The 268-nt window shown below is 55.6% G+C and carries 1 protein-coding gene; it reads left to right on the top strand.

Going from position 1 to position 268, the window contains the following annotated elements; genetic code table 11:
- Window positions 1–173, top strand: a 173-nt coding sequence (locus SB771_RS34785) for a type I restriction enzyme endonuclease domain-containing protein (RefSeq protein ID WP_410722013.1), incomplete at its 5' end; no start/stop codon positions are given.
- Window positions 174–268 lie beyond the last annotated feature (95 nt).

The following is a 268-nucleotide window of genomic DNA, read 5'->3' as shown; positions in this document are numbered from 1 at the left end:
ACTGGGCGCATCGCGAGTCTGCGCGTGCCAGGATGAGAGTGTTGGTCAAACGCATTCTTCGCAAGTACGGGTTTCCACCCGATTTGCAGGACGCCGCCGTCCAGACGGTGTTGCAGCAAGCCGAAGCACTCTCGAGTCATTGGAGTCATATATTACTGCATACCGACAAGTGATTTTGCGATGTGGTTCTATTCCTTTATCAGCGCGGAGGATAGACGCGCTCGTGTCCCAATACCGCCACTTTGCCGAATGTGCCGCGCGCCAACAG

The sequence above is a fragment of the Burkholderia sp. SIMBA_051 genome (genome assembly GCF_046534915.1).
Lineage (GTDB): Bacteria > Pseudomonadota > Gammaproteobacteria > Burkholderiales > Burkholderiaceae > Burkholderia > Burkholderia ambifaria.
This window is presented reverse-complemented; position numbering and strand designations above follow the sequence as displayed.